Source organism: Acetobacterium fimetarium, assembly GCF_014284475.1.
In the GTDB taxonomy this organism is placed as follows: domain Bacteria; phylum Bacillota; class Clostridia; order Eubacteriales; family Eubacteriaceae; genus Acetobacterium; species Acetobacterium fimetarium.
Genome location: NZ_WJBC01000028.1, coordinates 1 through 25572 on the forward strand (window position 1 = coordinate 1; position 25572 = coordinate 25572).

Consider the following 25572-nt stretch of genomic DNA (forward strand, 5'->3'; position numbering starts at 1 on the left):
AAAAAAAAAAAAAAAAAAAAAAAAAAAAAAAAATGATAAAGAGGACGGTGCCAATGAATACCATTATTGAAGAAACTTTTACCAGCGCAACACCATTACGACTGGTTTTTTTTAGAAAAATGAACGATACCCCCATTGTAAAGAACTTTCTGCAGGTTCTGGAAGCTTCGGAAAACAATCCCGATGCTTCGGCTTCTCAGGATTTTCTGGATGCCTACTATCAATTGAATGCACTCCTGATAAAAGGTGCTATGGAATCAAAACCCTCATCCCACATGCACCCAGCCGGCGGGTCGCTCTGGCAGTACATGATTTTAAAGCATCTGTTTAATGACGAAAATCCCTTCTCGCTTTTCTGCGAATCGCAGTTATTGACTAAGGCTCATCCGTTTTATCAAAGCATGCTTGAAGATGCTTCCATTCTGTTACAAATCCTGAATTTCTCCTGGGACGCCTTTATTCAGAATCACGGGATTCGTACCGAAAACATTTTTTCAAAAGCAATTTATCCCGAAGCAGCAATCGAAGCGTCTTTCAATGCGGCAATACGAAACAACGAGCCTGAACTATTTCTAAATACATTGAGCGGCTATATTTATAATCATGGATTTGGAATATTTTTAAATCACGCTTCGTTTAAACTGAATAACCATGGTCAGCTTCTTCCCATCATCAATGAAAGCATGCAGACCATGGACGATTTAATCGGCAATACTTTGCAGAAGAAAGAAATCATTCAAAACACCAAAGCCCTGATTGATTACAATCAGGGACTGAACGTTCTGCTGCAGGGTAGCATGGGAACCGGAAAATCATCGACAGTGCGAGCACTGCTTCATACTTTTTCGGATACCCGGCTTAAAATGATCGAAATCAAACGCGATCAGCTGGGACTGATACCACAGCTTTTCAAGCAACTGGAACACCGTCCCTATCCCTGTATTCTTTTTATCGATGACCTCACCTTTGAAACACGGGATCAGGATTATAAAATACTCAAAGGGGTCCTGGAAGGCTCCCTGGAAGCCAATCCTAAAAATGTGCGAATTTATGCCACATCCAATCGACGTCACTTGGTTGAAGAACGATTCAGCGAACGTCAGGACGCCGTCAACGCCCGCGAAGTTCTGGAGGAAAAACTGTCGCTCAGCAGCCGTTTCGGTTTGATTCTGACCTATTCCACACCGAACCAGAAGGAATACCTGTCAATTGTTCATGAATTGGCTCAATCCATCGGATTAACCATGAATCCGGAAGAGCTAGATGCCCGTGCCATCGCCTGGGGCGGACGCCATATCAACACTTCCGGAAGAACTGCAGAGCAACTGGTCCGCTATTTATTTGCCGAGCAAAAACAAGTTCAATCGGTATCTCAATAACGTCATGCATCATACAAGGGGCGGGTACGACCCGCCCTACAATTCCAGAAAACAAATTTTCCTTACTGGGCAAACCTTAACTTTCGTTCCAGCCCATAATTTTGATTACTCGCAGATCCGAATAACCATATGCACTTGCCGGATAGTTGATTCGATCAGTGGTATTCGAATTGATCAGATAATCCACCATATTCCCATTTTTATCTTCAATGACATCCGTAATAATAACCGAATGAAGCCATTCACCATCCTCGCCATACTGCAGAATATCCCCGGCTGAGCCACTGAACACATTATCGTCGACAATTGCTGCCAGGCCGTATCCGGTATTTTCGTCGGCATAAGTGTAAAATTCTTCAACACCCGTCCAGGCCGGACTTCTTCCTGATTTTGTCTCGTCCAGATCAACGTCTTCCCCATACCATTTCCACTGAGTGTCCACATCGCCATCATCATCCATGGGAATGCCCCCGGCAAAAAGGCATTGGGAAATGTAATTGTTGCAATTTCCTCCATAAGTGTCGTACACCCCATATTTATTGACATTACGGATAACCTTTTCCGGATCAACCCAGGTCATGGCGTATTTCAGTGCCGCCTCAGCATCATATTCGTTATCTGCATCAGCTTCTTCACTCACTGCATCGCCAGCGTTATAGTCTTCCTTTTCTGCTGCTAATTCCGCCACCACATCCTTTGCGGAACTCAGAAGAGCATCCACTACTTCGTCCGGATCATCATTAGTGCTTTCAACAGCTTCCTGAATCATGGCGAAACTGTCTTCATCTTTATAATGCTCTGTTATCACATAGCCATTTCCGGCTTTTTTCAGATAAAAGGTGTGTTCGATGCCACTGCTTGAAGAATCAACATCGGGAATAAAAGCAAAGTTAACGGTATGATCCTCCGTAAGCACCACTTCAACCTCACCGCCGTTATTGCTTATTTTAGAGATCGTCAGCCCGCACTCATAATTGGTCATTCTTAAATCATTGCTTTGATCGAGTCTTAGATTGATCAGATAATCCATTGCACTTTGGTTAATTCCGGCATTTTCACTGGCTGGATCAGAAAACAATGAAGCGATATCGGCAGTTTTCAAATCAGCCATCGCATCAAAATAAGTTTCAAAATACGCCTTGATCGGTACCAGCATCGTATCATTAATTGCCGCACCATCGCGAATTTTCACCACCCGACTGGCTCCCTCTAACACATCATTTGAATCACTTTCAATATTTAAAGAATCAGCAATACTAAGAGGACCGGCAAAAACCCCGACACACAAAACACCCATCGCCACCAATGTAATGATTACCAGCCCGGTTATCGTTCTTTTTTGCTTTCTTCTTTTATATTTTCTTCTCACTGCTTCACAACCTTTCACTATTTGTAACAATTGTATAACAGGAATGTGTTTTTTTTGTGAACAAACCATGAAGTTATGCTTAAATTAAAAAAAGCAGCCTCCGCTGCTCAAAAAAATAAAAAAACAGCTCTCGCTGCTATCATTCAAAAAAACTAAGTGGTGCCCAGAGGCGGAATCGAACCACCGACACGAGGATTTTCAGTCCTCTACAAATTAAACTAACTCCATACTGATTATCATTGTTCTTTTCTATTTAAATCGCTGGTTTTGGTCAAGACTTTGCTTAACTAAGCGATTCACACCAAATCAAAGATTTGGGTTCTCTGCTTATGCTCTACCAACTGAGCTTTTTTGCTTTTCCAAAAATAAAAAAAACAGCTTTCGCTGCTATCATTCTAAAAAAATTAAGTGGTGCCCAGAGGCGGAATCGAACCACCGACACGAGGATTTTCAGTCCTCTACAAATTAAACTAACTCCATACTGATTATCGTTGTTCTTTTCTATTTAAATCGCTGGTTTTGGTCAAGACTTTGCTTAACTAAGCGATTCACACCAAATCAAAGATTTGGGTTCTCTGCTTATGCTCTACCAACTGAGCTTTTTTGCTTTTCAAAAAATAAAAAAACAGCTTCCGCTGCAATCGTTCTAAAAAAATTAAGTGGTGCCCAGAGGCGGAATCGAACCACCGACACGAGGATTTTCAGTCCTCTGCTCTACCGACTGAGCTATCTGGGCGATAAGTTATATGGTGGGCCTTCAGGGGCTCGAACCCCGGACCTACCGGTTATGAGCCGGTTGCTCTAACCAACTGAGCTAAAGGCCCCCAAAATAGCGTTTTTTAAAAAAAAATGGTCGAGGTGAGAGGATTCGAACCTCCGGCCCCATGGTCCCAAACCATGTGCGCTACCAAACTGCGCTACACCTCGATACAACGTTATTATTATAAATGTTCTGTTTCTTTTTGTCAAGCTGTTTTTCAATTATTCATCTTTTAAAACAGCTTCTGTCGTTGACGACTTGCTAAGTATAGCACGATTTGAGAGAACAATGCAAGTCTTTTTTTTGATATTTTAAAAATATTTTTCATTTTTTGTCACTGTTCATGCAACGCCGTGCATGAACAGTGTTTTGTGCATTACAGCTTACTTTACCGGAGGGGATGTTTTCGAGTCTTTCTTTCCTTTTTCCATTCAGCAACCAAACCCTCAATCTTGACCACACCCCAATTGAAAAGCTTGATCAGAACGGGGATATCCAGCACCGCAATGAGCAGGAGAATCAGCATTCCTTTGCTGAAATTCTGCAGCGGCAGCAGAAAGAAGAAATTCTCAAAAAAGAGCACGCATGTCGCAAACGCAGCAAACATGGCAAAGAACAATACCCATCGTTTATTATTCATCGGCTGGCACACGATAAAGAGAATGACAAATCCAATCAGTCCGGTTGAAAGCACGGCCAGCGTGGATATTTCCAGATAACTGAGAGCGAGTTTCGCCCCGATCGCCATAATTATCACGACGTTGAAAACAACCGTTAACGCGCCCGGCAATGCTTTTCTGAAAACGGCATCCAGGAACCTTCCGGTCACGCGATTTTTGTTCGGCTCCAAGGCCAGAAATACCGATGGTGCGCCGACGGTCAAGGCGCTGATTAAAGTCAGCTGAATCGGCACAAACGGATAGGCTTCATTGGCAATAATGACAATGATCGCCAGCATCAGCGAAAACATGGTCTTCACCAGAAACAGCGAAGCTGCCCGGGTGATATTATTGATGACACGACGGCCTTCCATCAGCACACGGGTGAAGCTTGCAAAATTGGAATCCAGCAGGACCAACTGGGAAACCTGACGAACGGCATCACTTCCTTCGGCCATGGCAATGCTGCAGTCCGCTTCCCTTAAAGCCAGTACATCATTGACCCCATCCCCGGTCATTGCAACGGTATGATCCGCTTCTTTCAGCGCCTGAATCAAAAGCTGCTTCTGTCCGGGCGTCACCCTTCCGAAAACAGAATAAACCGCGGCTGCTTCTTTAACCGCTTCATCTGTTTTGAGCGTTGCCGCATCAATGTAATTCTCAGCATCCAACAGTCCGGCGCGTTTTGCCACCTGAGCTACCGTAATCGGATTATCACCGGAAATAACCTTGATGTCCACCCCCTGGTTTCTGAAAAACTCCAGCGTCTTTTTCGCCTCATGACGAATTTTATCCCCCATCGGGATCAGTGCCAGGGTTGTGATATTGTCGGGCAAACCGCCATCCTCGGCAAATGGTTCCGATGCATAGCCCAGCATCAGAACCCGGCTTCCTTCGCTGGCATAATCTTCAACTTTTTTTCGTATCTCGCCATACCGGTTTCCCAATACAAATTCCGGGGCTCCGATCACAAAGGTTCCCTGGTCTTTAAAACAGGCCCCGCTCCACTTACGCTCCGAAGAAAACGGAATTATTTTTTCACATTGCCACTTCGGTGCTTCGCCCTTGAAACTCTCACGCAGAGCTTTGTTGGTGGCATTATCATCTTTCAGGTTGGCAACCAGTGCCCGCAGCACCTGAACGGGATTTTTAATAGTGTCGATGGTTTCCAGCGACAGTACTTCCATGTTGCCTTCTGTGATGGTCCCGGTTTTGTCCAGGCACAGCACATCCACCCGTGCCAGGGTTTCAATGCAATAGAGCTCCTGAACCAGTGTTTTGTAATGCCCCAGACGAACCACACCGGCCGCCAGCGCCACGCTGGTCAGCAGCACCAATCCTTCCGGGATCATCCCGATCAGAGCGGCTACTGTCGCAACGACGCCGGCCTGAAGCGGCATTTCCTGAACGATGAGCTGTTTATACAACAGCAAAAGCCCGATGGGCAGGATGACAATACCCACAGTTTTCATAATAAAGCCCAGCGCCTTCATGATTTCGGAGTTCGGCTTTTTAACCACCTGGACAGCCTCAATCAATTTCGATGCGTAATTCTCCATCCCCACGCGGATCACCTGAACTGCTGCCGTACCAGAAACGACAAAGCTGCCGGACAAAAGCTCATCACCCGGGTATTTCATCACAGATTCCGACTCACCGGTTAATAACGATTCATTGACTTCCAGTTCCCCCTGTAGTACCCGGGAATCCGCAGGAATCTGCTTTCCGGCCTGCAACACCAGCACATCATCCAGAACAATACGCTCAAAGACAATATCCTGCTGCTTGCCATCGCGCATAACCGTCGCCTGCGGCTGGGAAATAATCGACAGCCTGTCGATGGTACGTTTCGCCCGGATTTCCTGAATGATGCCAATAACCGTATTGATCACGACAATATTGATGAACAGAAGATTTTGAAATGACGCAACAAAAATAATCATCAGAGCTAACACGATATTTAAAATATTAAATAAAGTCAAGGTGTTATCTCTAATGATTCTACTGATGGTTTTTGTTTTTGATTGCGGTTGGAGGTTAACTGTTCCCGCTGCCAACCTTTCTTCCACCTGCTCCTGGGTAAGGCCCAATTCAGGTTTGATGTTGTTTTCCATTAAATCCTCCAGTTGTTTATTCACTGCAAAGGATTATATCATCTCAATCTTAAATCTTCATATAACAAAAAAGAGGCCTGCCCTGGGGACAGCCCTCTTTGTGTTTGTTTTATTATGCCAGAAGTTCTCTGACTACTTGATTAACAAGCTTTCCATCCGCGCGACCTTTTGTCTTCGGCATCAGGGCACTCATAATTTTTCCCATGTCTTTTGCGTCAACCGCTCCGGTTTCTTGAATGGTTTCATTCACAATAACTTTAATCTCATCGATGGTTAATTGTGTAGGAAGGTAGCTCGTGATGATTTCAATTTCTTCATGAGCCTGCTGGATTAAATCGTCTCTTTTAGCTTTCTCAAACTCGGCCAGGCCATCCCGACGTTGTTTAAGCTGTTTTGCAATAATTTCCAAGATCTGTTCATCCGTAAGCTGCACCTTCTGATCCTTCTCCACTTGCAATATAGCGGCTCGAATCAGCGTGACAGTGGACTTTCTTACCTTGTCTTTTTCTTTCATTGCTGTTTTTAAATCAGCCTGTAATTGATCCTTTAATGCCAAAAAGTCACATCCTATCTTTTTTTCATCTTTCTTTTTCTAGCTGCTTCTGATTTTCTTTTGCGCTTTACGCTTGGCTTTTCATAATGCTCTCTTTTTCGAATTTCAGACATTACCCCAGCCATTGCTGTTTTTCTTTTAAAACGTCGCAATGCACTTTCGAGTGTTTCGTTTTCTTTGATTTTTACTTCAGACATTTTCAACCCCCCCCTCTAATCCGTTGCTAATTTCCGGAACTATTTATTAACATGGTATGAGTCAAAGTATATTATAAGCAATATTCGCTGCTCTGTCAATGATTTTTCAACCTGGCGGCCATAATAATGGTCTGCCACCCAATAAATGGTAATGAAGATGCGGTACCGTCTGATTACCATCCCGGCCGCAGTTGTTTACCAGACGAAAGCCTGAATCGGCAATGCCCAATTTCAAGACAATGCGGTTGGCAACCATATGGATATGAGAAATAATGTCATTGCCGGCCGGAACCGACAACAGTGATTCAAAATGTTCTTTGGGAACAATGATCACATGAATCGGAGCTTGCGGGGCAACATCCTTGAACGCCATCACCAGATCATCCTCGTAGACAATCTCAGCCGGCAGTTCATTATTGACAATCTTGCAAAAAATACAATCCTGGGACATTTATTTTCCTCCTTCTAAATAGAATTCTTAGTGTTTGCGAAACTGCTGCGAGCTTTGCTGCCGGTTTGCGCGAATCAGTTTGTACACTGTACGGCGGACAGTCTATCGACTGTTCGCCTACACGTTACCAAATTGATTGCGGAAACCGGCAGCAAAGCAACTTTTATTCGTATATTTAAAGCTTCGCAATGACCTAAATAAAATCACCTGTTAGTTTTTTGGAATGCCTATCCCTATATGATACCTTAAGTTCAACTATTTTTCCATTCATTTTTTCGTCTGTTTTCAGCCGAACCGGAATATAATTCTTCGTATGACCTTCATATCCATTTTGGTCATGGGTGGTTTCAAAGAGAACTTCGGCAATCTGGCCATCATTTTTCTGTAAAAAGGCCTGCTCCAGCTGTCCGGATAGTTCACTCAGACTATGGCTCCGGGCCGTTTTTACCGTCTCATCCACCTGATTTTCGAATTCCGCAGCTTTCGTTCCCGCCCGCCTTGAATATTTGAATACATGAATCTGATAAAAGCCCACGGCGGTTGCAAAATCCAGCGTCTCCTGAAATTCCGCATCAGATTCGCCCGGAAAGCCGACCATCACATCCGTCGTCAGCGCGGCCAGCGGAAAAACGTCGCGAATCTGATTCACGATAGCCAGATACTCTGATGTGGTGTAGTGACGGCCCATGCGTTTGAGTACGGTATCACTCCCGCTCTGAAGGGATAAATGAAAATGCGGGCAAAAGCTCTTCATTCCCGCCAGACGTTTTAAACGGGTTTCGGTGATGAATTTCGGTTCCATCGAGCCCAGCCGGATTCGCATCAGTCCATCGATTTGGTCCAGCTCCTCCATTAAATCAATCAGATCTGCATCTCCCTGGTCCACCCCGTAAGAGGCAATGTGAATCCCCGAAAGCACCACTTCCCGGTATCCCATTTCGACCACGCGTTTCACTTCTGCCACCACGTCTGCTTTTTTTCGGCTTCTGACCGGTCCCCGGGCAAAAGGCACGATGCAGTAGGTGCAAAACTGATTGCAGCCCTCCTGAATTTTAATAACGGCCCGGGTCTTGCCCTTTGCCTCGGAGATCGCAAGCGGCTCAAAGACTTTTTCCTTCATGATATCAGAGACAAAATCACGCTGCTTCTGATCTTTCAGATGGGCATCGATGAAGGACAGAATTTCGCTTCTATTTTTTGTTCCGATCATCAGATCCACTTCATCGATTTTTTCAACTTCTTTTGGCGAAACCTGAACATAGCATCCCACCGCGCAGATAACGGCATCGGGATTCAGCCGTTTGGCCTTGCGCATCATTTTCCGGGATTTCTGATCGCCCAGATGGGTAACCGTGCAGGTATTGATGACATAGACGTCTGCCACATCTGTAAAGTCGACAATTTCATAACCTGCCCGTTCAAAAATTTCCATCATCGCTTCACTGTCATAGGCGTTCACCTTGCACCCCAACGTCATAAAAGCTGCCTTTTTCTGAGAACTATTCATCTTTTATTAATCATACCTTCCTGCCAGAAATTCAGCTGGCTCAGCACCACCATTCCCGCTGTTTCTGTTCTTAAAATCCGTTTTCCGAGCGAAACGCTGACGGCTCCGGCCTCCTGGCACTGGTCCACTTCCGTAATATCAAATCCGCCTTCCGGCCCGATGATCACACCGATCTGCAGGGGGGCTGCGGCAACATTTTCCCCCGCAAACTGCGTCAGTACGCCCTTCAGGGTCTGTCTGCTTTCATCCTCATAAGCCAACAGCAGCAGATCATAATCAGACGCGTGTGCCAGTATCTCCTTCACGCTTTGAGGCGCTTTGACCGCCGGCACGATTCCTCTTTTGGACTGTTTCGCCGCTTCGTAGGCGATGCGCTGCCAGCGCTCAATTTTCTTGTCTTTCTTATCCTTGATCTGAGCAACAGCGCGCACCGAAGAAAAGGGAACAATTTGATGGACTCCCAGTTCGACGCTCTTTTGAATGATCACTTCCATTTTTGTTCCTTTGGGCAGGCCCTGAAACAAAGTGATTTGCATATCAGCGGTTTCACCCTGAGCGGGATAGGTTTCTCTGATGCTGCCGGAAATGGAGTCACTCGCGGGTGATTCCAACGCAACCAGATAGTCCGTGCCCTGTCCGTCGCAGACTTCGATAAGGTCGCCCTTTCCCAGCCGCAGCACCTTTGTGATGTGCCGGAAATCCTCGCCCGCGATGATCATCTGCCGGTCCGCAATCTGGCCGGGTTGCACAAAAAAACGGTGCATCTTAAGCTCTCTTCTGGGCGACTACGCCGACCCATTCACCCAGCTGCTGAACAAAAAGGATTTTGAAGTTTTCCGCTTCCAGGGCAACCAGCACATCAACCAGCCGATCGATGATGATCCCGGATGAAATAAAAATTCCGTTGTCCTTGAGGTAAGGCCGGATAATGCCGGACAGCTCCACAATGGCGGCGGCCATAATATTGGCCACAATGACATCCGCTTCGCCATCAATCACATCCAGAAGATTTCCCTCGCGGATTTCAACCATGTCGCCCAAATCATTAAGCTCCGCATTTTCCCTGGCAATTTGCACTGCAAGGGTATCGAAATCGACTGCGACCACTTTTTTTGCCTTGAGCTTACCGGCAATCAATGACAGAATTCCGGTGCCGCAGCCGATATCCAGCACCACATCCCCCGGCTTGATGTATTCCTCAAGTTTGATGGCACAAAGCTGGGTTGTTTCATGGGTGCCGGTGCCGAAGGCCATCCCCGGATCAATATTGATGACAATTTCATCCTGTTGCGGCTCATACGCCTCCCAGGTCGGCTTGATGATGATGCTTTTTCCAACCTTTGTGGGTTTGTAGAACTTCTTCCATGAATTCGCCCAGTCATCCTCTTCCATTTCAGTGATCATCATTTCGCAGGCACCCGGATCAAGGCCGAAGGAAGGCAATAGTTTAATTGATGTAATCAATTTATGCAGCGCTTCCTCAGTATCGCTGACCTCGCTGAAATACCCCCGCACGATGGAAACATTCGGATCCATTTCCAAAAGAGATTCATCCACAAAATTAACCTTGGGATCTTCCTTTATCAAAAGCACATCCTGAAGCGTCTGTATTGCCACCCCCTGAGCCCCGGCCTCATAGAAAGCGTTGACCACCGCTTCCTCCGCTTCTAATGTCGTTGTGATTTGAACTTCTTTCCAAAGCATTCCCTTACCTCCAATTAAATATATGTCGTATTATATCATTACTTTATTCGCTTTGACAAATTTTCATTGTAACTTATCCTGGCAATAAAATAAACCTTAAGTTTAAAAAATTGACTGCAATATTTAGCAAAGCGTCAGAAAGTATCAAGAAATATTTTGCCCGCTTTCTGTAAAAAATGGCTATTCGATGTAACGGGTTCCCAATTAATGCTATAATCAAATTAGTTTTATTTAATGATGCACTCAAATTTTTTAATAAGAAAAGGTGACCAACATGGAAACTGAAAAAAAGAACCGTTCCATACAAGAATACGTTCCCGGCAAACAGGTGACGTTAGCCCATATTATTGCCAAACCTAAAACGGATGTCTATGTCAAGCTCGGTCTGGACGATGAAGCCAGTGACGCCATCGGCATATTAACTATCACCCCCAGCGAAGCTGCCATCATTGCTGCCGATGCGGCCACCAAAGCGGCCCCAGTGGAAATCGGATTTCTCGACCGTTTCAGTGGCTCGCTTGTCATCACCGGCCGTGTCAGTGATGTAAAGGCCGCTGTTTCTGAAATCCTCAATACCCTGCACAATATTTTAGGATTTGATATTCCTAAAATCACCTACTCCTAAAATATGGCCAGTAATCGAAAACGGGTGGCCCTGATCGGAAAAATCGGCAGCGGCAAAACCACCCTGATGCAACGGCTCTCACAGGAGGAGCTCAAATACGCCAAAACCCAGATGGTCAGTTACACCGACCATTTCATTGATACGCCGGGAGAATTTATCGAGCTCCCATTTTTTTCCCGACAGGCCATCAATGTCACCATGGATGCCGGACTGGTGATTCTGGTGAATTCCTGCATTGATCCGCAGAATTCGGTTTCGCCCAATTTTGTGCACACCTACAACATCCCATCGATCGGGGTCATCTCTAAAATCGACCTTGCCGATGGCAATATCAAACGAAGCCGGAATCTTCTGATCTACGCCGGCATTCATCCAAAGCATATTTACGAAGTGAGTGCCTATACCGGAGAAGGCATTGATGAACTGGAAAAAGTGATCCATCATTACATGGATCAGTATCGAAAATAAAAGTAAAGGAAACGATGATGATGACACATGACAGCTATGGCAATTTAACACCGGACGGCGTCGCCGCCTACCTGAAAGAAAAGGACCTCTTTCCCGAAGATGCCCACTTGACCGTTATTGATCTGCACGCGGTCAAGGAAAGCATTGAAGGCTTTGTTAATCTGATCTATCACGTTTACGACGATAACGGAAAATCCGTTATTCTGAAGCAGATGCTGGAGTTCCCGCGATACCGCATCGAAGACGAAAAAAACAATACCGTCGAGGAAGATGACGCTGGAGCTGATGGCGGCTGGACTCTGGATCTGGGCCGGATGCGTTCGGAAATCGCCGTTCTGATTTTCTGGAATACAGTCTGCCCGGGCATCTGTCCGGAAATGTATCATTTCGATGAAGCCAATCGCATCATCGTCATGGAGGATCTGATGGCGCTGAGCCTGCTGCGCTTTGAGCTGTCCCGGATGGTCAAACACCCGCATTTTCCGGAAAAGATCGGGACTTTTTTTGCCCGGAATCTTTTTTATTCGTCCAATCTCCATCTGACCCGGTACAAGAAATCTGAAGTGGAGCGTTTTTTTGAAAATCCCGAATACGACGCCCTGGTCCCTTCTGTATTTGAAGATAATATTGCCATCTCGATGAAACGGGAAATGGCACCCGGCACTGAAACCAAACGCAAAGAGCTTTTCGACAACCCGAAAATTCACGCCGAAATCAGCCGCCTCCGGGAAAATTTTCTGGCCAACAAAGAATGCCTGATTCATACCGACCTGCACAGCTCCAACATCATGATCAATCAGGATGACGTGCGCATCATCGATGGTGAATTTGGCGGCTTCGGCCCATTGGCCCAGGACTTCGGGCGATTGACCGCCAGTCTGACTCTCAATTACATTTCCTGGTTCGGCGATGAAAAAAAATCCGAGCCGGAAAAAGCTGACTTTCAGCTTTACCTGTGTGATACCATCGAAGCACTCTATCATACTTTTCAACGCGAATTCAAATGCCTTGTCGTTGCCTATCAGGATGAAAGCTACAGCCTCAAAAACCTGGACGTCGATGCCTACCTGATCAAGCAGCTGCAGGATGCCCTTTCCTATGCCGGTGCCAACATCACGTCACGGTTGTCAAACCGCGGCATCTGCTACGATATTTCAAGGCTGCCAGCAGCCAATCGCACCCTCCCCTCCAATCTGGGCATGACCGTTGCCGAAGAACTGCTCCTCAATCACGAAAGCTACACCACCATCGAAGGGTATACACACTATCTAAAGAACCTCATGAAATGAACAACGGGCGATTAATAATCGCCCCTACAAGGTCGTGCAAAAAACGCCTGGCATCATTTTTTCAATCTTAAATATAATACTCGCATTCGCCTTTTTCCTGATAGCGTTTGACCAGGTCAGCCAGGGTGATATTATCGACCACATTTTCGACCGCCTCTTTAATGGCCTGCCAGACCTCCACGGTCACACAACGGTCAGCACGTTCACAACCGCCCGGCTCATCCAGACAGGCAACTGGCGAAAGCTCCCCTTCCATCAGTCTCAAAATCATCCCCACCGTATAGTCTTCCGGTTTATGGGCAAGCTGATATCCGCCCTGGGATCCCCGCACACTTTTTACAAACCCCGCCCGGGAAATCTGGGTAATGATCTGTTCCAGGTACTTTTCCGAAATTTCCTGACGTTCAGCAATCCGCTTTATGGGGATGAACTCCCCGGTGTTGTTGACCGCCAGGTCCAGCATTAAACGCAGGGCATATCTGCCTTTAGTGGATATTTTCATTATGCGTACAACCCCACTGACAGATATCGTTCGCCAGTATCCGGCAGCAGAACGACGATGGTCTTGCCTTTGTTTTCCGGTCTTTTTGCCAGCTGCGTTGCCGCATAAAGAGCCGCACCCGATGAAATCCCCACCAGAAGACCTTCACACTTCGCCACAGTCTTTGCCGTCTGGTAGGCATCGTCATTGCCAACCGTAATAATCTCGTCATAGACATCCGTGTTTAAAACTTTGGGAACAAAACCGGCCCCGATTCCCTGAATTTTATGCGGACCCGGTTTTCCGCCTGACAGCACCGGCGATGTTGCCGGTTCGACGGCTACCACTTTCACGCCTGGTTTCTTCTGTTTCAATACTTCACCGACTCCGGTGATGGTTCCGCCGGTGCCAATGCCGGCAACAAAAATATCCACTTCACCGTCTGTATCGTTCCATATTTCAACCGCTGTTGTTTTTCTGTGAATCTCCGCATTGGCAGGATTTTCAAACTGCTGCGGAATATAGGCATTGGGAATGGTTTCTGCCAGTTCATTCGCTTTGGCAATTGCCCCTTTCATCCCGTCAGCCCCCGGTGTCAGAACCAGTTCTGCCCCCAAGGCTGATAACAGACTTCTTCGTTCCACACTCATGGTTTCAGGCATCGTCAGAATGATCCGGTAGCCCTTGGCAGCCGCCACAAAAGAAAGGCCAATCCCGGTATTTCCGCTGGTCGGCTCGATAATCACCGTGCCTTCCTTAATCAGGCCGGATTTCTCACCTTCTTCAATCATGGCAAATCCGACCCGGTCCTTAACCGATGACAGCGGATTGAAATACTCCAGCTTGGCCAGAACTCTGGCATCCAGCTCCTGTTTTTTTTCGTAATTTGATAGTTCTAATAATGGTGTGTTGCCAATTAAATCAGTTAAAGTTTTTGCAATTTTAGACATTTCATTACCTCATTTCCAAATTTTATATCATATTAAATCTATATGAATAACTTATTTCAATTATAGACCGCCGTTCATTTTTTGTCAATAAAAAATACCGGATTTCTCCGGTATGCATTGTCGGTATCTTAAGCATTGATAGCATCACCTGAATTTCTCAAGCTATTGCCTAATTCATCCGGTGAATAAACATAAGAGCTCTGGGACAGATAATCAGAAAACTCTTTGAAAACCGACACAATGCCGATTTCATTGATCCCTAACGTCATGGTATTCTGGCCATTTTTGTCCAGAATCAGGCATTCCACCTGTTCCTGGTCCGCCAGATAGCGGATGCCCAATTCTCCATATCCGCTACAAAAACCGTCTCTCAGAATAAAAACATCGGATTTATCATTGTTCTGATCAAGCGGCCAGGAAACCAGCGGCATCTGCCCGTTTTTTCCCGAACGATCATCCGTATCACGCGTCCCTTGTTGCATCTGGTCAAAGGTATAGAATTTTGTTGAAGCGCCCGCACCGGCAATTTTTTCGAATGCCGGGATAAATCCTGTCCGATCAATATGATCCTTCTTATCCACCAGTCGTTCGCATCGCTTGATAACCGCTTCAGCTTTTTCCCGATAGTATTGAACGACCAGCGGTTCTCGCGAAATAAGCGCCCCCTCAAAATCCCGTTCAATCACAATGACATATTTTGATGTGATGAAATAATTCGGAAAAACAATGCTGATGTCATCGTAGATTCTTGTGCCGGAATAAAAATAGTACGGTTCATACTCAACGTTATCAAGACACTTTAACTGCAGCACCGTTTTTAAAACATCGAGATTATTCCCCATTTTCTTCTTGTTCACCAGCGGGAAAATATTCTGAATGATGCCGCATTGATTTTGTCCGGATGCGACTCTCATAATGAGTTCATATAGAAAGAGATGCCTGAAATTAACCGACATGATGACATGCGCCTTTTCTTTCTGGTCCATTTCTTCAATGAAACAGCTTCTAATCAGCGCTTCAATTTCAACCTGACCTTTCAGAATTTGCGTTCGTTCATCAGAAAAATCGTGTCTGATGCTGTATTCAAAAGCTGTCATACTCTTTTTTTCCAGATCAGTATGATCGAACGAGGCACTGTACAATGACAGAATATCCTGGACATTCTTGATCAGCTCCTTGTCATTGGACGCTTTTTCATACAGCACATACAAATCCTTCTTTTTTTCATTTGTAACCTTAAGAACGTTCATCATTTTTTGAAAAGTATCCAGCTGTATTTTCCGTTTTCCGGAAAAAAAATGCTGCAGGGTTGTCCGTTCGACATCGATTTCCCGGGCCAATTGAAGCACTGATATTTTTCTTTCCTGAACGATTTCCTTGATCGCATTGCCTAATTCCAGTCCCATTTTACCACCCTCTTTCGTTTATCATTTGTTTTCGAATTCATTGATAAGCTTATCGATTTCTGCAATGGTCTCTTCTTTCGCCAAAACATATTTGCTGCCCGGAAGACTGTCGAAAAAATCATCAAAAGCTTTGACGATGTTCTTTTCCTGCAGGACAATGGTTTTAAAAACCAGCTTTTGGTTATTGTAGTAATGCAGGATCAATCGGATCCGCGAATATTCATCGACAAATTCGATTGCCGAATTTAAAAATATTTTCTCATCATTGAGGGCATATGTTTTTCTTCTATCATGGTAAAGATCATCCCGCAATTGTCTGACTAACATGATTCGCTCACTTGGAGTAAACGGCGTATAAACCTCTTCCGGAAAATAAAGGCTTCCATCCAGCATGAAGCTTCTTAAATTTTTCAGGGAAAAAACATTGAGCATCGTCGGGTTTTCTTTCCTGAAATTCCCATAAAATTCACAAGCAATGCTCTTCAATTGTTCATAATACGGAAAATCTTTTCTGATCTTCTTTTCAAGCAAATCATCCGTGAAATAATAGGCAAAGCAGGGTAATGGTTCAACCACCTGTTTTGATTTGGCGATGTCTTTTGTGGAGTAAATTGTCAGCAGATCCCGGCTTTCTTCGATAAACGATTCCACGTACGCCTGCATACGGTTGTAACCGTCTTCATGCAACTTGACAATACCCGGATCATTGTATAAAACAGCCTGTTTAAAATCTCTGGAAACCGTGATGACACTCTCTGATGTCAGCATAAAGTAGGGAAACAATGCACTCTGTTCAAAATTCAAATCTGGCGATTGATAATAGTAACGCGACTGGTGTTCGACATTTTCAAGCAGCGATAGCGCAATCAGATATTTCAATTGGCTGATTTCCAGCCTGCCGATTTTTTCATCTTGATCCGGTTCTTTTTTCAGATTTATCACATCCTGCAACGATAACTGCTTCTGATTTCCCATCATCTGATGAAAAATATAGCGATATACCTTTTGATAGGGAAGTGCCAGTTTTAATTGCGGATTTTCTGAAAGAAAAAGTTCCCGATCAATACAATTTCGAATGATTTCCAGAACCTTTCTCTCACCGGAAATAATCTCTGTCATTTGCGAATGCGGTTTGATTTTGGAATCAATCTCATTCAATCTGATTTGCTTTGAAAAGGGAATCTTGTACTCCGTCAACTCAGAGATCGTTTCAATGAGTTCGATAATTTTTTGGCGGGTAAAACTAACGTCCTCGCCAACCGTTGCTATTTCAAGCAGCGTTTCCAGTTCTTCAACTTCAGTGGCAGAAAGACGCAATGCCCTGCACATGCTTTGAAAGAACTTTTTCGGCGGCAGACGTTCTCCTGATTTCACGCGCTGCAAGGTCGTCCGGCTAATGTTACCCATTTGGGCCAGCGCTTGAACCGATTCGCCACTTTCATTAATCAATTCTTCGATTCTTATACTCAACAAAGACATATTACACCTCAATCATTGTTTTCATGACGATCCGTTTTTCTCGTTCTTCACACGATCTTCACACAATCTTCACACTATTTTCATATAATATCAAAAGCATGCATAAAAATCAATGTGTGACAGCTCGTATGCCAAGTTTATTTTGATCGGGTGCCTAAATTTTCCAACAAAAAAACACCGGATTTCTCCGGTGTTTTTTTGTCAGCCTATTTGTAAATCAACATTTTTTAGGCGTCTTTTTTGGCGCTGCTTTCTTTTGCTTCGGCATCGACGCGAGACCAGAACCGCTTTCCTTCAGGATGGGCATCGGCTCCCGTTATCTTCGCAAATGCTTCCAGGGCGTGACGCTGCTCACGGTTGAGTTTTCGCGGCACTTCCACTTTGATGTTAATGAACTGATCCCCGCGGCCGCGGCCATTCACATTGGGAATGCCCTTGCCTTTCAGACGGAAGACCTTGTCATTCTGGGTCCCTTCCGGAACTTTAAGTTTAATCTTGCCATCAATGGTTGGAACCACAACGGTATCGCCCATCGCCGCCTGAGCATAGGTAATCGGCAATTCATAATAAACGTCGTCCCCATTTCGCTTGAAGAGCTGATCTTCCTTCACGTTCATATAAACGTAGAGATCGCCCTTGCTGCCGTTGTTGGGACCGGCGTTTCCTTCGCCTCTTAAGGGCAGCATCTGACCATCATCGATACCGGCAGGAATTTTGATATTGATGGTGCGTTCTTTTGTTTCAACACCTTTTCCATGACAGGCCGGACACGGCTTATCGATAATTTTACCCTCGCCATGGCATTTATCACAGGTATGAACCTGCTGAACCGTTCCGAATGGGGTTTGCTGTCGCACATAAACCTGTCCGGACCCGCCGCATTGATCACAGGTTTTAGAGGTTGATCCCTTTTCTGCACCGGAACCGCCACAGGTTGTACAGGCTTCGTTGCGCTTGATTTTTATTTTTTTCTCAACGCCAAACACAGCCTCACGGAAAGTCAGGTTGATGCTGATTTTCATATCGCTGCCGCGGTTTGACCGAGTACGGCCGCCGCGCGAACTGCCGCCAAAACCGCCGCCGCCGCCAAATGCACTGAAAATATCCCCGAAGATATCCTCAAAGCCACCAAAGCCGCCACCGCCATAACCACCACCGGCAGCGCTGGGGTCTACCCCGGCATGACCGTACTGATCATAACGCGATTTTTTATCCGCGTCGCTTAAAATTTCATAAGCCTCATTGGCTTCCTTGAATTTTTCCTCAGCGGCCTTATCACCCGGGTTTTTATCAGGATGGAACTCCATCGCCTTTTTTCGGTAGGCTTTTTTTATCTCATCCGCACTGGCCGTTTTTTCAACGCCCAGCACCTCATAGTAATCTCTTTTTTCGCTCATAAGTCTATCTCACCTCTTTTGAATCCTTCTCGCCAACTAAACAACTATTTATTATAACCTATTATGGCTAAAGAGTGAATGTTTTTTTGTCTCCGGTCTGATAACAAAAATAGTGGCAGCGATCGCTGCCACTCAGTTTATCGACAAACCCGTACCGACCAATTGTTAATCAGTTGTTTGCTTGCAATTCGTACAGGCTATCGCCTGTTCGCCTTGATGCAAACAACACGATGTAACAATTGTCGGTACTACGCTTGTGCTTTATCTACATTCTCCGCGGCAGCAATCACTGCTACTGAGTTTGCCTGAAAAGCAGGTCCGGGAGAAAACAGTAATATCGGTTGTCTCGTGGACGAATTTGTCGCCAGTCTCTTATTCTTTTACTTCTTCGTATTCTGCTTCCACAACATCATCATCGTCATCGCCCTGAGCAGCAGTGTCCTGACCTTCCGGTTTTTGTTGGGCCGCAGCTTCTTCATACATTTTCTGAGCGATTGGATAGAATGCTTCGTTGACGGCTTCTACTGCCTTGTTAATGGCTTCTGCGTCTTCACCTTCGCTGGCGGTTTTGAGTTCAGCGATTGCGGCTTCTACTTTGGCCTTATCGTCATCTGAAACTTTGCCTTCTGCTTCTTTTAAAGACTGTTCGGTCTGATAAATGGTAGAATCGGCAACGTTTTTAGCTTCGATTAAAGCTTTTGCTTTTTTATCTTCTTCAGCATGCTGTTCTGCTTCTTTTACGGCCTTGTCAATTTCGTCATCACTCATGTTGGTTGTCGATTTGATGACCACATTCTGAGATTTTCCGGTGCCAAGATCTTTTGCCGAAACACTGACAATGCCGTTGGCATCAATATCGAAGGTTACTTCGATTTGTGGAATACCGCGACGTGCTGAAGGAATACCGGTTAACTGGAAACGACCCAATGTTTTGTTGTCCTTGGACATTTCACGTTCACCCTGTAAAACATGGATGTCGACGGCCGTCTGATTGTCTGCCGCAGTCGAGAAAGTCTGGCTTTTTTTGGTTGGGATCGTGGTGTTACGGTCGATTAATCGGGTGAACACACCACCTAATGTTTCAATCCCTAATGATAATGGTGTCACATCAAGCAGCAGTACATCATTGACTTCACCGGCTAAAACACCACCCTGAATGGCGGCACCAATGGCAACACATTCGTCCGGGTTAATCCCCTTGTAAGCTTCTTCGCCGGTAATATTCTTGACGGCATCCTGTACGGCCGGGGTTCTGGTTGAACCACCAACCAGGATAACCTTGTCCAGTTCATTTTTGGAAAGGCCGGCATCCTTCATGGCTTTTTCAACCGGACCAACAGTGCTTTTTACCAGATCAGATGTCAGTTCATCGAATTTAGCTCGTGTCAGAGACAGTTCGAGATGCTGAGGACCTTCTGCAGTAGCAGTGATAAACGGCAGGTTGATGTCAGATTTCATTACCGTTGACAATTCAATTTTTGCTTTTTCAGCGGCTTCCTTAAGTCTCTGAAGCGCCATCTTATCGTTTTTAAGATCAATCCCGTGAGATTTCTTGAATTCGCCGGCCATCCAGTCAATGACCTTCTGGTCAAAATCGTCACCGCCAAGGTGGTTGTTCCCGTTGGTGGCTTTAACTTCAAATACGCCATCGCCTAATTCAAGAATGGATACATCAAAGGTTCCGCCGCCAAGGTCATAAACCATGATTTTATGGTTGGCGTCTTTATCCAGACCATAAGCCAGCGCGGCGGCGGTCGGTTCGTTGATAATTCTCAGAACTTCCAGACCGGCAATCCGTCCGGCATCTTTGGTTGCCTGTCTCTGGGCATCACTGAAGTATGCCGGTACGGTAATAACGGCCTTGTTAACGGATTCTCCCAGATAAGCTTCGGCATCCGCTTTCAGTTTTTGAAGAATCATGGCCGAAATTTCCTGTGGTGTATAACTTGCATCATCAATTTTTACTTTGTAATCGCTGCCCATTTCACGTTTGATTGAAGAAATGGTTCGGTCCGGATTGGTGACAGCCTGTCGTTTAGCAACCTGTCCAACCAGTCGTTCGCCATCTTTTGTAAATGCCACAACCGATGGTGTGGTTCTGTTTCCTTCTGCATTTGGAATAACAACGGCTTCGCCGCCTTCTAAAACGGCAACACAAGAATTTGTTGTTCCCAAGTCAATCCCGATAATTTTTTCTTTACCCATATCTATTTCCTCCTGAAAATTAATTCATAATATTTTTTTTATTTAAAACGGAAACGCTGTTAGATGAAGGCTGAGCAGCCAACTCAGATTTCCGGTTTAAGCTTTTCTAATTATTTCTATCGCAATTATTTATTGCAAACCTTGACCATGGCAGGCCGGATGACCTTGCCTTTAAAACTGTAGCCCTTCTGGAATACTTCCAGAATCGCCTGATCTTCCTTCTCATCATCCTCACCAACCGCAACGCCGTGGTGGAGATTCGGATCGAACTGGCCGTCACAGGAAACTTCCTCCAGGCCTTCCTCTTTAAGGATATCTTTAAGCTGCTTAAAGACCATTTGAAGTCCGTCGACAATACTTTTTGCTTCTTCATTGACATCCGTCAATGAAGACTCCGCCCGTTCCAGGTTGTCCATAACCGGAAGGAGTTTGGTTGCAAAATTTTCCGCTGCGTACTGATAAATTTCTGTTTTCTCTTTTTGGCTGCGCTTTTTGAAATTTTCAAAGTCAGCCTGAAGCCGAATCATGCGTTCTAAAACTGCCTCATCTTCTTTCACCGTCTCCTTTGTCTCTTCCGCTTTCGCTTCTTCAGCTGGAGTTTCCTCAACAACCGGTTCGTCTGATGATACATCGGCGTCGGCTGTCACATTTTCTGTTTTTTCATCCAGGATATCCTGATCCCGTATTTCCGTCTTATTTTCCTCTTCTTTCATCATCTAATCACCTATTTCATTAATAAATTTGAGATATGTAAATTCAACTCATTGCGTATGTAATTCAGAACCGACGACACATTGTCGTAGTTCATTCGGGTTGGACCGATGACACCGAAAGCACCCATCATTTCTCCATCCAGTTCGTAGGTGGAGGTAATAATGCTGAAGTCCTTCAGGTCTTCATTGTCATTTTCACTCCCGATTTTGATGCGAATGACCCGATTTCCATCCGGATTCGTCATCATTTCTGTCAGCACCTGTTTTTCCTGAACGATATTCATCAACTGTTTAATCTTGTTGACGTCATTGAATTCCGGATAGCTGAAAAGATTGGTCACCCCAGTCGCATGGACTTCTGACGCTTCATCCATCAGAACCTTTTTCAAGTGCGGAATAATTTCATGAATCAGTTTGCTTTCCGCCGGGTTCATCTCCTGAATCTGATCGACCAGGTCCGAGCTCAGGTCATTCAAGTTGGTATTTTTAAGGAAGCCGTTAATCACATTGGAAAGCTTCAGAGCCAGAATGTTATCCACATCCTGAGACAGCGATACCTCAACGTTTCTGGCCATTCCTTCGTTTGTCACTATGACCATTAATACCCGATTTTTAATCAATGAAACAATCTGAACATGCCGGCAGTTTAAATTTGTAACCCGAGGTGCCAGAACAACCGCTGTATAATTGGTCAGCTGAGACAGCACCTGTGCCGTATGATCCATGGTGGTTCCCAGTTCCGCCGTGGAATTTAAAAAACCACGATGAATATCTGTTCGGATCATTTTTTCCAGCTTTCGAATTTCCATGATTTCATCCACATAATAGCGGTACGCCATCTGGGTGGGAATTCGTCCGGAAGAAGTATGAGGCTGAATTAAATACCCCAAATCCTCCAGGTCCGCCATTTCGTTACGAATGGTCGCCGGGCTGATACCCAGGTTGCATCGCTTCGAAAGAGTTCGTGACCCAACCGGTTCGGCGGTGTTGATATAATCACGGATGATTACTTCCAATATTTTCTTTTTGCGTTCGTTTAGTTCCATGATTCACCTCGTTATTAGCACTCGCAATAACTGAGTGCTAACATCTGAATTTAATATAACACCCTCCCCCTACTTTGTCAATAGGTTTCTATAATGGCTCGCTCACCTTTTAAAGATTTCTTAAGGTAAAATTTTCGGTCGCATTCTATAAATTGCATCGTGCATTATCCTGGTTTGCGACTAACGCGCGGGCGGGTAATACCCGCCCCTACAAGTACTAATCTAAACAAAGGCCATAAAGACCTGATTGCCGAAGTCCTGGCCCCTGGGGGTCAGCCGCAGGATCGTCCCTTCAGTCACCAGCAGTCCGTCTGCAACCAGCGCAGCGATTGCTTCCTGATAGATAACAAAAAAACTCTGGCTGAATTTTTCCCTGAAATCAGCGTCATCGATGCCGTCGAGCTTGCGAAGTCCCAAAAACATCCACTCACTCATGAGATCTTCCTTCGTCATCATCGGTTCAAATGTCCCCGGCAGCTTTCCGGTTGCAAGCAATTGGCAGTATTCCTTTAAATCCTGGCCATTGGTGTAACGCACCCCGCCCCAAAAGCCGCTGGCTCCCAGGCCAAAGCCCAGATAGGGCGAAAGATCCCAGTACTTGAGATTATGCCGGCTCTGATAACCCGGTTTGCAGTAGCTTGAAATTTCATAGTGGCGATAACCCCATTTTTTCAGAAAGCGGTCCACCGTCCAGTGCATCTGGCGTTCCAGCGCTTCTCCAGGTAGTTCAAGCTGACCCGCTGCCACCATTTTTGTCATCGGCGTTCCCTCCTCCAGGATCAAACTGTAGCAGGACAGATGTGTTGGTGAAAATGCCATCAGCGCCGCCAGTGTCTTTGTCAAATCCGCCAGCTTCTGCCCCGGCAGTCCATACATCACGTCCACACTGATATTGTCAAAGCCCGCTGCCTTCAGAATTTCCATGCATCCGATAAAATCCGCCTGACTGTGAACCCGCCCCAGGGTTTTCAGCAGATCATCCTGCCAGGCCTGCAGCCCCACACTGATGCGGTTGAAACCGGCCGCTTTGTAGATTGCAGCTTTTTTCGGACTCAACGTTCCGGGATTGATTTCGATGGTGTTTTCTGCCGCTTCCGACACAGAGAAAACTTCATAAATCAGGGCCATTGTTTTCTCGATGTATGCCGCCGGCACGGATGATGGCGTTCCGCCACCGAAATAGATGGTATCCACCACCGGCAGAACCGCTTGGCTTCTAGCCAAATTAAAACGGTCCCGGCCAAACCGCTTTATTTCCTGCCACAACGCTTTAAAATAATCATCAATGACTGATCGGCTTTGTCCGGCAAAAGAAGAAAAATCACAGTAGCCGCATTTTTTGACGCAGAACGGAATATGACAATAGATTCCCAGCCGCTGCGCGGTTTCATTTTTTGTAGTATTCATTTTCACTCCATCATAATTTTAAGGACAATTTTTGTTCATAATATGCTATAATCATACCATATAGCAGAAGTCACAGAAAGGAACTATTCAATGAAAAAACCAATCGTAATTGCCCTGATCGCCGGGGCCGCAGCCACTATCCCGGCATACTTGCTGATTCAAAAATTGATGAAGAAAAAAAATACCGTCCGGCAAACAGCATCACTGTTGGAAGAACCGCCGACCGGAGCGCCGACAAAACCTGAAATTCAAATCACCGAAACACCGATGTTAACCCCATCCGGTCTAGTTTCACCAAGCGGCCTGCCCCTGTACAACTTCAAAGATGAACACAACCTGATTTTCTGTGATGAAACACAATTGGGGAAACGCCTGATTCAACTCGAAAATTCCATCAACATCCGCGATATCGGCGGTTATACCGGAAACCAGGGAAGAAAAGTCAAGTGGCGCAAAGTCATCCGTAGCGAGGAGCTGGCGCACCTGTCCGACAGCGATGTCGAATACTTTTCTGATTTAAAACTCAAACACGTCTTTGACTTCAGAAATGAATCCAAGGCAAAAAGAACGGCTGACCGTTTGCCGGAAGGCACCGAGTATCATCTGCTGCCGGTTTTCAACAGCCTTGATAAAGCCACCGACGGTCTTGATTTTAAACAGCCCGGCACTGTCGATTTGTTCATGCGTGAAATTTACAAGGTTCAGACTGAAGAACGGGCCCAGTGCTTTGCGGAAGTTTTAAAATATTTAACCGAGCCGTCGGAATATCCCATCCTTTACCACTGCACCAACGGAAAAGACCGCACCGGCTTTATGACCTACCTGATTCTCGGCCTGCTTGGCGTCAAGGACGAAACCATCCTGTCCGATTATACCCTCACCAATCTGACCTTCGACGAGAGCTTCCAGCTTTTAGGCACCATCATGTCCGAGGAAATGGCCATCGATAACTATCAGCTTTGGGAATTCTACGGCGTCAAACCGGAATGGCTGAAAATTTCAATGAATTATGTCAATACAAAATTCGGAAATGTGGAAAATTATCTACTTGAAGAAACCGACCTCCGGGAAAAAGATTTTGAAATGATTCGCGCTAATTTATTAATTTAACTCAACTTTCCCAGCTTAATTGACCAAACAAAGCCTTTATAAAAGAGGCCTGAGAGTCAATCCATAGCTGGAGTTGATTTTTTAACAGTGTAGACTGTCTCGAGCCTACCGAATTTAATTGTTCGACAAATACGCTCATCAGACTTTGAAGAGCGGTCGAGAGTGCCATATCCTGAATGTCATCACAGAGCCTGAAGAATAATTCGCACAAGGTTTTATCATCCTTTTCGTTCCTACGAAGCCATTCCAGCAGGATGTACCGGGTGAAAACAATGGTTGTGTGGCTGATCATCATGTCATAGC

Annotated in this window: 22 protein-coding genes, 5 tRNA genes and 1 pseudogene; 5 read left to right on the forward strand and 23 right to left on the reverse strand. The window is 45.4% G+C overall.

The genetic code is table 11. The features are described from left to right. The first annotated feature begins 53 nt into the window (after nt 1-53). A complete protein-coding gene (locus GH808_RS13425) occupies nt 54-1379 on the forward strand; it encodes an ATP-binding protein (protein WP_186843306.1) in 1326 nt (441 codons plus the stop codon). Between the two features lie 76 nt (nt 1380-1455). Here GH808_RS13425 and GH808_RS15650 read toward each other — a convergent pair whose 3' ends face one another. The 13 genes from GH808_RS15650 to prmA form a co-directional block, all read right to left on the reverse strand. Next, nucleotides 1456-2748, reverse strand: coding sequence for an amidase domain-containing protein (locus GH808_RS15650; protein WP_186843307.1), 1293 nt, complete (start codon nt 2746-2748; stop codon nt 1456-1458). A gap of 157 nt (nt 2749-2905) precedes the next feature. Next, nucleotides 2906-2976 (reverse strand) — tRNA-OTHER (locus GH808_RS13435). 181 nt (nt 2977-3157) lie between these two features. Continuing rightward, a tRNA-OTHER gene (locus GH808_RS13440) sits at nt 3158-3228 on the reverse strand. Nucleotides 3229-3408: 180 nt separating this feature from the next. Next, nucleotides 3409-3484 (reverse strand) — tRNA-Phe (locus GH808_RS13445). Between the two features lie 11 nt (nt 3485-3495). Further along, nucleotides 3496-3572 (reverse strand) — tRNA-Ile (locus tag GH808_RS13450). A gap of 26 nt (nt 3573-3598) precedes the next feature. Continuing rightward, nucleotides 3599-3675, reverse strand: a tRNA-Pro gene (locus GH808_RS13455). A gap of 221 nt (nt 3676-3896) precedes the next feature. After that, nucleotides 3897-6281 (reverse strand): cation-translocating P-type ATPase, encoded by a 2385-nt coding sequence (locus tag GH808_RS13460; protein WP_186843308.1) that lies wholly within the window; start codon nt 6279-6281, stop codon nt 3897-3899. 112 nt (nt 6282-6393) lie between these two features. Continuing rightward, nucleotides 6394-6837 (reverse strand): GatB/YqeY domain-containing protein, encoded by a 444-nt coding sequence (locus GH808_RS13465; protein WP_186843309.1) that lies wholly within the window; start codon nt 6835-6837, stop codon nt 6394-6396. Between the two features lie 11 nt (nt 6838-6848). Then, nucleotides 6849-7031, reverse strand: coding sequence for a 30S ribosomal protein S21 (gene rpsU, locus GH808_RS13470; RefSeq protein ID WP_013379247.1), 183 nt, complete (start codon nt 7029-7031; stop codon nt 6849-6851). Nucleotides 7032-7137: 106 nt separating this feature from the next. Next, entirely contained in the window at nt 7138-7482 is a 345-nt protein-coding gene (locus GH808_RS13475; protein WP_186843310.1) for a histidine triad nucleotide-binding protein, read from the reverse strand. 193 nt (nt 7483-7675) lie between these two features. After that, on the reverse strand, nt 7676-8989 hold the full coding sequence (mtaB, locus tag GH808_RS13480; protein WP_186843311.1) for a tRNA (N(6)-L-threonylcarbamoyladenosine(37)-C(2))-methylthiotransferase MtaB: 1314 nt from the start codon (nt 8987-8989) through the stop codon (nt 7676-7678). Beyond that, nucleotides 8986-9753 carry an RsmE family RNA methyltransferase gene (locus GH808_RS13485; protein ID WP_186843312.1) on the reverse strand — a complete coding sequence of 256 codons (768 nt, stop codon included), beginning with the start codon at nt 9751-9753 and terminating at the stop codon, nt 8986-8988. The genes mtaB and GH808_RS13485 overlap by 4 nt, the downstream gene beginning before the upstream one ends. A 1-nt stretch (nt 9754) precedes the next feature. Continuing rightward, nucleotides 9755-10693: a 50S ribosomal protein L11 methyltransferase gene (prmA, locus tag GH808_RS13490; RefSeq protein ID WP_186843313.1), complete on the reverse strand. Its 939-nt coding sequence runs from the start codon at nt 10691-10693 to the stop codon at nt 9755-9757. Between the two features lie 274 nt (nt 10694-10967). Between prmA and GH808_RS13495 the strand changes: the two genes are divergently transcribed. Genes GH808_RS13495 through GH808_RS13505 form a run of 3 tightly spaced genes read left to right on the forward strand, consistent with a single transcriptional unit; the run spans nt 10968 to nt 13075 of the window. Further along, nucleotides 10968-11318: a BMC domain-containing protein gene (locus tag GH808_RS13495; protein WP_186843314.1), complete on the forward strand. Its 351-nt coding sequence runs from the start codon at nt 10968-10970 to the stop codon at nt 11316-11318. A gap of 3 nt (nt 11319-11321) precedes the next feature. Further along, nucleotides 11322-11786 (forward strand): EutP/PduV family microcompartment system protein, encoded by a 465-nt coding sequence (locus GH808_RS13500; protein WP_186843315.1) that lies wholly within the window; start codon nt 11322-11324, stop codon nt 11784-11786. Nucleotides 11787-11800: 14 nt separating this feature from the next. Next, nucleotides 11801-13075: an S-methyl-5-thioribose kinase gene (locus tag GH808_RS13505; RefSeq protein ID WP_243166224.1), complete on the forward strand. Its 1275-nt coding sequence runs from the start codon at nt 11801-11803 to the stop codon at nt 13073-13075. A 67-nt stretch (nt 13076-13142) separates the two neighbouring features. Here GH808_RS13505 and GH808_RS13510 read toward each other — a convergent pair whose 3' ends face one another. The 9 genes from GH808_RS13510 to hemW form a co-directional block, all read right to left on the reverse strand. Further along, nucleotides 13143-13577, reverse strand: a complete 435-nt coding sequence (locus GH808_RS13510) for an RrF2 family transcriptional regulator (RefSeq protein WP_186843316.1) — start codon at nt 13575-13577, stop codon at nt 13143-13145. After that, nucleotides 13577-14506 carry a cysteine synthase A gene (gene cysK, locus GH808_RS13515; protein ID WP_186843317.1) on the reverse strand — a complete coding sequence of 310 codons (930 nt, stop codon included), beginning with the start codon at nt 14504-14506 and terminating at the stop codon, nt 13577-13579. Before cysK ends, GH808_RS13510 begins: the two co-directional genes overlap by 1 nt. 128 nt (nt 14507-14634) lie before the next feature. Next, nucleotides 14635-15912, reverse strand: a complete 1278-nt coding sequence (locus tag GH808_RS13520; protein WP_186843318.1) for a helix-turn-helix transcriptional regulator — start codon at nt 15910-15912, stop codon at nt 14635-14637. A gap of 21 nt (nt 15913-15933) precedes the next feature. After that, nucleotides 15934-17382 carry a helix-turn-helix domain-containing protein gene (locus tag GH808_RS13525; RefSeq protein ID WP_186843319.1) on the reverse strand — a complete coding sequence of 483 codons (1449 nt, stop codon included), beginning with the start codon at nt 17380-17382 and terminating at the stop codon, nt 15934-15936. Between the two features lie 236 nt (nt 17383-17618). Then, nucleotides 17619-18788 (reverse strand): molecular chaperone DnaJ, encoded by a 1170-nt coding sequence (gene dnaJ / locus GH808_RS13530; RefSeq protein WP_186843320.1) that lies wholly within the window; start codon nt 18786-18788, stop codon nt 17619-17621. A 372-nt stretch (nt 18789-19160) separates the two neighbouring features. Continuing rightward, nucleotides 19161-20993 carry a molecular chaperone DnaK gene (gene dnaK, locus GH808_RS13535; RefSeq protein ID WP_186843321.1) on the reverse strand — a complete coding sequence of 611 codons (1833 nt, stop codon included), beginning with the start codon at nt 20991-20993 and terminating at the stop codon, nt 19161-19163. A 125-nt stretch (nt 20994-21118) separates the two neighbouring features. Next, nucleotides 21119-21709: a nucleotide exchange factor GrpE gene (gene grpE, locus GH808_RS13540; protein ID WP_186843322.1), complete on the reverse strand. Its 591-nt coding sequence runs from the start codon at nt 21707-21709 to the stop codon at nt 21119-21121. Nucleotides 21710-21717: 8 nt separating this feature from the next. Continuing rightward, nucleotides 21718-22752 (reverse strand): heat-inducible transcriptional repressor HrcA, encoded by a 1035-nt coding sequence (hrcA, locus tag GH808_RS13545; protein ID WP_186843323.1) that lies wholly within the window; start codon nt 22750-22752, stop codon nt 21718-21720. Between the two features lie 222 nt (nt 22753-22974). After that, nucleotides 22975-24159, reverse strand: coding sequence for a radical SAM family heme chaperone HemW (gene hemW, locus GH808_RS13550; RefSeq protein ID WP_186843324.1), 1185 nt, complete (start codon nt 24157-24159; stop codon nt 22975-22977). A 90-nt stretch (nt 24160-24249) separates the two neighbouring features. On the opposite strand from hemW, the gene GH808_RS13555 reads away from it, so the two are divergent. Beyond that, nucleotides 24250-25269 (forward strand): tyrosine-protein phosphatase, encoded by a 1020-nt coding sequence (locus tag GH808_RS13555; protein WP_186843325.1) that lies wholly within the window; start codon nt 24250-24252, stop codon nt 25267-25269. A gap of 1 nt (nt 25270) precedes the next feature. On the opposite strand, the pseudogene GH808_RS15205 reads toward GH808_RS13555, so the two are convergent. Further along, a pseudogene (locus GH808_RS15205) lies at nt 25271-25572 on the reverse strand (IS4 family transposase); the annotation flags it as partial.

Excerpts from the sequence above, each read along its gene's own strand:
- dnaJ (WP_186843320.1), bottom strand. The coding sequence starts at position 18,788 with ATGAGCGAAAAAAGAGATTACTATGAGGTGCTGGGCGTTGAAAAAACG.
- rpsU (WP_013379247.1), bottom strand. The coding sequence starts at position 7,031 with ATGTCTGAAGTAAAAATCAAAGAAAACGAAACACTCGAAAGTGCATTG.
- dnaK (WP_186843321.1), bottom strand. The coding sequence starts at position 20,993 with ATGGGTAAAGAAAAAATTATCGGGATTGACTTGGGAACAACAAATTCT.
- GH808_RS13555 (WP_186843325.1), top strand. The coding sequence starts at position 24,250 with ATGAAAAAACCAATCGTAATTGCCCTGATCGCCGGGGCCGCAGCCACT.
- GH808_RS13500 (WP_186843315.1), top strand. The coding sequence starts at position 11,322 with ATGGCCAGTAATCGAAAACGGGTGGCCCTGATCGGAAAAATCGGCAGC.
- grpE (WP_186843322.1), bottom strand. The coding sequence starts at position 21,709 with ATGATGAAAGAAGAGGAAAATAAGACGGAAATACGGGATCAGGATATC.
- cysK (WP_186843317.1), bottom strand. The coding sequence starts at position 14,506 with ATGTCTAAAATTGCAAAAACTTTAACTGATTTAATTGGCAACACACCA.
- GH808_RS13495 (WP_186843314.1), top strand. The coding sequence starts at position 10,968 with ATGGAAACTGAAAAAAAGAACCGTTCCATACAAGAATACGTTCCCGGC.
- mtaB (WP_186843311.1), bottom strand. The coding sequence starts at position 8,989 with ATGAATAGTTCTCAGAAAAAGGCAGCTTTTATGACGTTGGGGTGCAAG.
- hemW (WP_186843324.1), bottom strand. The coding sequence starts at position 24,159 with ATGAATACTACAAAAAATGAAACCGCGCAGCGGCTGGGAATCTATTGT.
- GH808_RS13520 (WP_186843318.1), bottom strand. The coding sequence starts at position 15,912 with ATGGGACTGGAATTAGGCAATGCGATCAAGGAAATCGTTCAGGAAAGA.
- GH808_RS13475 (WP_186843310.1), bottom strand. The coding sequence starts at position 7,482 with ATGTCCCAGGATTGTATTTTTTGCAAGATTGTCAATAATGAACTGCCG.
- prmA (WP_186843313.1), bottom strand. The coding sequence starts at position 10,693 with ATGCTTTGGAAAGAAGTTCAAATCACAACGACATTAGAAGCGGAGGAA.
- hrcA (WP_186843323.1), bottom strand. The coding sequence starts at position 22,752 with ATGGAACTAAACGAACGCAAAAAGAAAATATTGGAAGTAATCATCCGT.
- GH808_RS13460 (WP_186843308.1), bottom strand. The coding sequence starts at position 6,281 with ATGGAAAACAACATCAAACCTGAATTGGGCCTTACCCAGGAGCAGGTG.
- GH808_RS13425 (WP_186843306.1), top strand. The coding sequence starts at position 54 with ATGAATACCATTATTGAAGAAACTTTTACCAGCGCAACACCATTACGA.
- GH808_RS13485 (WP_186843312.1), bottom strand. The coding sequence starts at position 9,753 with ATGCACCGTTTTTTTGTGCAACCCGGCCAGATTGCGGACCGGCAGATG.
- GH808_RS13505 (WP_243166224.1), top strand. The coding sequence starts at position 11,801 with ATGATGATGACACATGACAGCTATGGCAATTTAACACCGGACGGCGTC.
- GH808_RS13510 (WP_186843316.1), bottom strand. The coding sequence starts at position 13,577 with ATGAAAATATCCACTAAAGGCAGATATGCCCTGCGTTTAATGCTGGAC.